General features: G+C 71.2%; 1 protein-coding gene and 1 pseudogene. Both read left to right on the top strand.

The annotated features are described in order from the left end of the window. Positions 1-306, top strand: a pseudogene (locus AC1D00_RS43780) (tetratricopeptide repeat protein); the annotation flags it as partial. Positions 307-339: 33 nt separating this feature from the next. Continuing rightward, positions 340-751 (top strand): CoA transferase (locus tag AC1D00_RS43775; RefSeq protein ID WP_477015023.1); only part of this gene is annotated, 412 nt, incomplete at its 3' end.

The raw sequence follows: 751 nt of genomic DNA, 5'->3' as shown, positions 1-751 counted from the left end.
GCCGTGATCGAGCAGCGCGTCGCCGAGGGCAAGCTGCCGGCCGGCCCCGTGGTGCCGGCGATCTGCCGCGCGCTGGCGGCCTTTGCGGACGAGGACTATGCGGCCTGCGTGCGGACGCTCGCGCCCGTGCTCACCGACGTCGTCCGCATCGGCGGCAGCCACGCGCAGCGCGAGCTGATCGAGGATACTTTTATTGTCGCCCTCATGCGCGGCGGCGAGCTGCCGCGCGCCCGCAGCATGCTCGACGCCCGCCTGCATCGCCGCCCCTCCCTGCGCGATACGCGCTGGCAGGCGGCGTTGGCTTGAGGCAGGATAAGAAAAACAAAGCGGAGGGCGCCCATGACCGAGATCGTTGCGCTGGAGGCGCTGGTCGCCCGCGTCACGTCGGGGCAATCGCTGGCAGTTCCCGTTGACGGCGCCGGCGTCGCGATGGCCGCGACCGCGGTGCTGCTCGAATCCGGCATCCGCGATCTCAAGCTGATCTGCGTGCCGATCTCGGGCCTCCAGGCCGATCTCCTGATCGGAGCCGGCGCCGTCGCCTCGCTCGAGACCAGCGCGGTGTCGCTCGGTGAAGCCGGCGCCGCGCCGCGCTTCACCGCAGGCGTCAAGAGCGGCGCGTTTGCGTTACGCGACTCCACCTGCCCCGCGATCTACGCCGGCCTCCTCGCCGCGCAAAAGGGCGTGCCGTTCATGCCGATCGCCGGCATCATCGGCAGCGACCTGCTCGAGGTGCGGCCGGACTGGCAGGTGA

This window comes from Bradyrhizobium sp. P2_E8 (genome assembly GCF_056403875.1).
The sequence above is the reverse complement of the archived record's forward strand: the minus strand, read 5'-3'. Positions and strand labels throughout refer to the sequence as shown.